This is a genomic window from Runella sp., from assembly GCF_027484545.1.
Lineage (GTDB): Bacteria > Bacteroidota > Bacteroidia > Cytophagales > Spirosomataceae > Runella.
In genome coordinates, this window is record NZ_JAIXST010000240.1 from 1 (window position 1) to 5,375 (window position 5,375).

Sequence of the window (5,375 nt, forward strand, 5' to 3'; positions counted from 1 at the left end):
AGGATGCCGGCACGCCAAACGATGATACCAATGACTCTGACTTTAATCCAACTACAGGATTAAGCCCGGTAATTGTGATCAATACGTTGGGAACAGGCATCGCCAAAGACAACCCGACGGTTGATGCGGCCTTGGTGATTCTTTGTGTCAAGCCAACCTTTACTTTGACCGGTGCACCTGTATGTTCAGTTGACGTTCAAACCTACAGTATTAGTTTCAGCGTGGCAGGTAAAAACGGTACCATCAAAGTTGATAAAGGTACCCTGACTGGCAACAATCCGTACACAGTCACAGGAATTCCTTCGGGAGCAACGCTGCGAATTGTAGACAGCTTGAGTGCGGTTTGTAAATTCGATACCTTGGTAGTAGGTCCTAATTGTAACTGTAATCCACCCTTGCCTATTCTGATTGCGCCAAGTTTGACGGCCTGTATTGGTGATACCTTCCCAACAATTAAAGCGCAGGTAGTTGGTTTAGCGACGGTAGAGTGGTTCACCACTGCTTCGGGTGGAACGCCGGTCTTTACAGGACTTAATTACAAACCATCGGGAGTGGTGTCGGGAGATACGGTCTTTTACGCACAAGCCAGAAGCACGGACCCCACCTGTCCGACAGCCATCAGTACCAGTCGGGTTGCCTCTACGGTTAATGCCCAAAACTGTACTAAAATCGTGGATTTGGCTTTGAAAAAATTCATTAATACCAAAATTGCCCAAATTGGCGACACCCTGCTTTACAGCGTGAAAGTGTGGAACGAAAGTAATGTGGGTGCTACGGGCGTGGAAGTGACGGACTCAATTGCGACCACAGTGGGCTTTATTGCCAATTCTTTTGTGGCCAGTCGCGGCAGTGCCGCCATCACTGGTTCGGTCATTAAATGGACCATTGGCAATATTGCTGCTAACGGCGACACAGTGGTGGTAAGCTACAAAGTGAAAGCCACGCAGCAGGGCATTCATTTCAACGCGGCCGAAATCAGCAAGACGAACGAGAAAGATGTGGACAGCACACCGGGCAATGGCAAGGATGACGAAGATGACATCGACCGTCAGTGTTTTACCGTTCCTTTCAAGTTGTGTCCAACGAACAAAATAGAAGCCAGTATTTCGGCAAAATACACGAATGTACAATGGTTCAAGGATGGAGGAAGCACAGCGATTGCCACAGGAAATATCGTATTACTAAGCGGCGTTGGAATTTATACCTTTACGGCGACCAATACGAACTGTCCGGCGGGAGGCTGTTGCCCGATTATCATCGAACTGGGCGATAATTGCTGTCCTGAAGATTTGTGTATTCCGTTTGTCATTAAAAAAACCAAAAAAGGAAAGTAATACGAATGACGAATTTTGAATGACGACGGGGCCGCCCGTGCGGTTACGAATGGATGATGTGGTGCGTTTTATAGGTATTTACAATCGAAAGGCTGCGTCAGGATAAATTCGCTTTTGCATAATCACTTTCATAATAAACAATAGAGCCGTTTCAACTGAGACGGCTTTGTTGTTTGGGTACTGTACCCTGAAAAATAGGTAAATAAGTTGGTGATTCGGCTTTTGAAATAAATTCAAATCAAAAATCATGGCAAACCCTTCATCCCGCCGTTCGGCTTTAAAAAATATACTGGGCGGAGTAACCCTCGCGTCAGCGCCAATGACGTTGACGGAAGTTTTTGCAGCCTCCGACAAAGCACTTGGTCCCGAATTGAAAGGCCGAATTAATCAATCCGTGTGTCGTTGGTGTTATGGAAAAATACCTCTGGAAGACTTGTGCCGTGAAGCCAAAGCCATGGGGATTAAATCCATTGAATTGCTGGGACCAAACGATTGGCCTGTGGTTCATAAATACGGGTTAACGTGTGCGTTGCCCAACGGGGCGGGAATGGGAATTGAGAAGGGTTTCAATAATCCTATTTATCACGATGAGTTAGTGGCGAGTTATGAAGCCATTTTCCCTAAATTGGTCGAAGCCGGCCTGAATACCATCATTTGTTTTTCGGGTAACCGAAAAGGAATTTCTGACGAAGAAGGACTGGAAAATTGCGCCAAAGGACTCAAACGCCTGATGCCGTCGGCTGAGAAGTACAAGATTACCCTGATTATGGAATTGCTGAACAGCCGAGTCAATCACAAAGACTATCAGTGTGACAAAAGTGCCTGGGGTGTTGAGCTTTGCAAACGGGTAGGGTCGGAGCGATTTAAATTGCTGTACGATATTTATCACATGCAAATCATGGAAGGCGACATCATCGCTACCATTAAACGAGACCATCAGTACTTTGGACATTACCACACGGGTGGTGTACCAGGCCGCGCCGAAATTGACGATACGCAGGAGTTGTATTATCCAGCCATTATGAAGGCCATTGCAGATACCGGATATCAGGGTTTCGTCGCTCAGGAATTTATTCCTAAACGCCCTGACCCCATTGCTTCTCTCAAACAAGCCGTAGAAATTTGCGATGTTTAGAAGGGAATAAGTAAGATAGTAATACAACAAAAGAGCTCTGCTTTCTGAAGGCAGGGCTCTTTTGTTTTTACATAGCATAGTTTTACAAGACTCATTATTGGGGAAGGGATAATTTACTCCATATTTTATAAATATTTAAGATTTTAAAACAAAATATAATTTGGCATTAAGGGCGATTTCAGTACTTAAAATAACGATTTTTGACGTATACAAGGAGGTGTAAATGAGTAAACAGAATATAATTCCGTTCATAGTGCTTTTCGTATGCTTCGCCCCTCAAAACCTACACTTCATCCTATTTCTCTTTTTAGACCCAAAAATACCTGCCACTTTTGTCATGTCATTAAGACAAACAAACAGCCAGAAACAAAAAATACTAAATCATGAAATCGTTCATCACAACCGCCGCCTTGAGTCTTTTAGCTTTGAGTACCATCGCAGAAGCCCAACCTCAAAAAAATCAATCAGCTGTAGAAGCTCATTTAATGGCTTCATTGCCAACTCAGGATGTTGATTTATCTACTCCTAAGTCAAGTGTAACTTTTCAGTCATTGATTGCTTCATTGCCAACTTTTGATGCCAACGTAGAAATGCCTGCTTCACAAGTAAATGTTGCCAACTTGATTGCTTCATTGCCAACTTTTGATGCCAACGTTGAAAAGCCTGTTTCACAAGTAAATGTTGCCAACTTGATTGCTTCATTGCCAGCTTTTGATGCAAATGTTGGGATGCCTTCACAAGTAAATGTCGCCAACTTGATTGCTTCATTGCCAACTTTTGATGCCAACGTAGAAAAGCCTGTTTCACAAGTAAATGTTACCAACTTGATTGCTTCATTACCAACTTTTGATGCAAATGTTGAAATGCCTTCACAAGTAAATGTTGCTAACTTGATGGCTTCGTTGCCAACTTTTGACACCAACGTAGAAATGCCTGTTTCAAGAATAAATAGTTCAAAACTGATGGCTTCGTTGCCAACAATGGATGAAACTACCGTAACAAGTATATTGGTTGACACAGATGTGAAACATTTGGATACCAAAATTCATCAAACAGCAAGTCGTTTGACTGAAGAATAATCAAGCTATCATTCCATAAATCAGAAGAAAGGCGTATCGGAAAGAGGTTAACTCTCACGATACGCCTTTTCGTTGTTTCGCCATTGCTCAGCTTTTCGGCCTACCAACCAAAACGAAAGGGCAAGCACCGCGAAGAAAATACCTTTGTTAGTTCTATCCCAAAAATATTCAAAGTAACGCGTGTAGATATTGGCCAGAAAAAACACCAAACAAACATCGCGTAATAAGTCGTTTTTGCTTTGAAAAGCGTACGCAGTTAATGCGCCCAATACCAGCGTAAAACCTACCGACCAATACCAAAGTGTGCCCTGTTTGATGGCCGACCATCGGCTGAAATCGTCGTAATTGCCGAAAATGGAAAGCATCCACGCCGCAAAAAGAAACACTACTAAACCGAAAGTATAGGTCACTCGTTCAAACGAACTCAGCCATTTGATTTTATCCACTACCCACGATGCCCCCCAAATGACCAATCCCAATAGGGTGATACTCAGGGGATAATTCATTCCTGCAAACCGAAAACTTCCTCCTGACCATTGGTACGTTTGAACCGCCCACCCGCCTACCAGAGCCAACAACATGGATGCCCATAAGAGTTGGGAAGGCAAAAAGGCGGCAATGATACCGTAAACGAAAGTAGCTATCAGGAGAGGTTGCGCATAATGTCCGTTGAAAAGCCCCAAACTGCGCGTCCAATAAGCGATGGCCACCGCTACACTCAGGGCAATGGTAATGGTATACGACTCATTGCTGATTTGAGAAGTGGGGTATTTTAGTTTGCGGCGGCGGGCCAAATACACAAACACTCCGGCGAGGAGTGTGAATCCGATTCCCACGGTGGCTTCCGAAAACTCCCATTTTTTGCGCAGCAGTTCAATCCATTTTTCATCCAAAACCAACGCTCCGAAGGCCAACAGGCCACAGGAAACCGCCGAAATAAACGCGTACCACGCGATAGTGTCTACGTTGGAACTGCGGACTTCGTAGCTGTTGCGCAGTTCTTTGGCCAGTTCAGGGGATATTTTGTGAGATTCTTCCCAAAAGCGAAGGGCATTGTCAATCGTAGAAGCTTCTTTTTTGTCAAGTTTCATGGAGCTGTCGGTTATTCAATTAAACAGGCAAAATCTCATGCCACCCTGGCGATTCAGGGATAATAAGCGCCAAAATAAAGAAAATATATTTTATTGGATAATTCTTTACCTGCTGCTGTTATCTAAGGTTTCGTGGTGGCTGAAAGCCAAGCCCTGAAACCGCTGTTGAACGAAACCTTCGGTAGCGGTGAGTGCTCACCAAACCCTTTTCTTTTGTTATGGAGTTATCGTTGAAGTTGCAGCTACGTTGAGAGCAGGTTTTGACCTGCTTTTTTGTTTTTATGTCTGTTTATGGGTCATTTTTATGGTTTTTGTTGTGGGCAGGGAATAACTTCCCCTACCCACAAAATTATCCTTTGCGGGTGCTTCGGGTTTGGCCAACGCCCATGTACGAGGTGGGTGGGCCTCGTAGTCCAAAGACCTCAATGGTTACTAAATTGCCTTCGCCACAGCAGCGGCAACGCCGGAGCAAAGTTTTTGGTGGCTCTGTTGATTTGGGTTGGAGCTTAAAATATTCCCGTAGCTGCTTGAATTTTACACGCTTCCATGTGCTTGAAAGTACACCAAAATGACGTATCCGAACGAACCGTTTGGGCAATATATGCTGAGCAAAGCGCCTGATAAACTCTGCATGGCTCAATCTCATAGACTTTTTGAGACCATTTTGGCGGTAATCTTTATAGGAAAAAGTAACACTTCCCTGATCCACTTGCTGGATACGATGATTGCTGATGGC

6 protein-coding genes are annotated in these 5,375 nt (G+C 44.2%); 3 read left to right on the top strand and 3 right to left on the bottom strand.

Features of this window, described 5'->3' with window-relative positions:
* From Q0081_RS21875 to Q0081_RS21885, 3 genes are all read left to right on the top strand, one after another.
* The coding region (locus Q0081_RS21875; RefSeq protein WP_298358546.1) for a hypothetical protein at positions 1-1,334 on the top strand (1,334 nt) is incomplete at its 5' end.
* A 247-nt stretch (positions 1,335-1,581) separates the two neighbouring features.
* A complete protein-coding gene (locus Q0081_RS21880) occupies positions 1,582-2,469 on the top strand; it encodes a hydroxypyruvate isomerase family protein (RefSeq protein ID WP_298358549.1) in 888 nt (295 codons plus the stop codon).
* Positions 2,470-2,852: 383 nt separating this feature from the next.
* Positions 2,853-3,548, top strand: a complete 696-nt coding sequence (locus tag Q0081_RS21885; protein ID WP_298358552.1) for a hypothetical protein — start codon at positions 2,853-2,855, stop codon at positions 3,546-3,548.
* 47 nt (positions 3,549-3,595) lie between these two features.
* Here the strand turns inward: Q0081_RS21885 and Q0081_RS21890 are convergent, their stop codons facing one another.
* The 3 genes from Q0081_RS21890 to Q0081_RS21900 form a co-directional block, all read right to left on the bottom strand.
* Positions 3,596-4,639 (bottom strand): hypothetical protein, encoded by a 1,044-nt coding sequence (locus Q0081_RS21890; RefSeq protein ID WP_298358554.1) that lies wholly within the window; start codon positions 4,637-4,639, stop codon positions 3,596-3,598.
* A 279-nt stretch (positions 4,640-4,918) separates the two neighbouring features.
* A complete protein-coding gene (locus Q0081_RS21895; RefSeq protein ID WP_298358560.1) occupies positions 4,919-5,056 on the bottom strand; it encodes a hypothetical protein in 138 nt (45 codons plus the stop codon).
* The coding region (locus tag Q0081_RS21900) for a transposase (RefSeq protein WP_298358557.1) at positions 4,989-5,375 on the bottom strand (387 nt) is incomplete at its 5' end. The genes Q0081_RS21895 and Q0081_RS21900, both read right to left, overlap by 68 nt.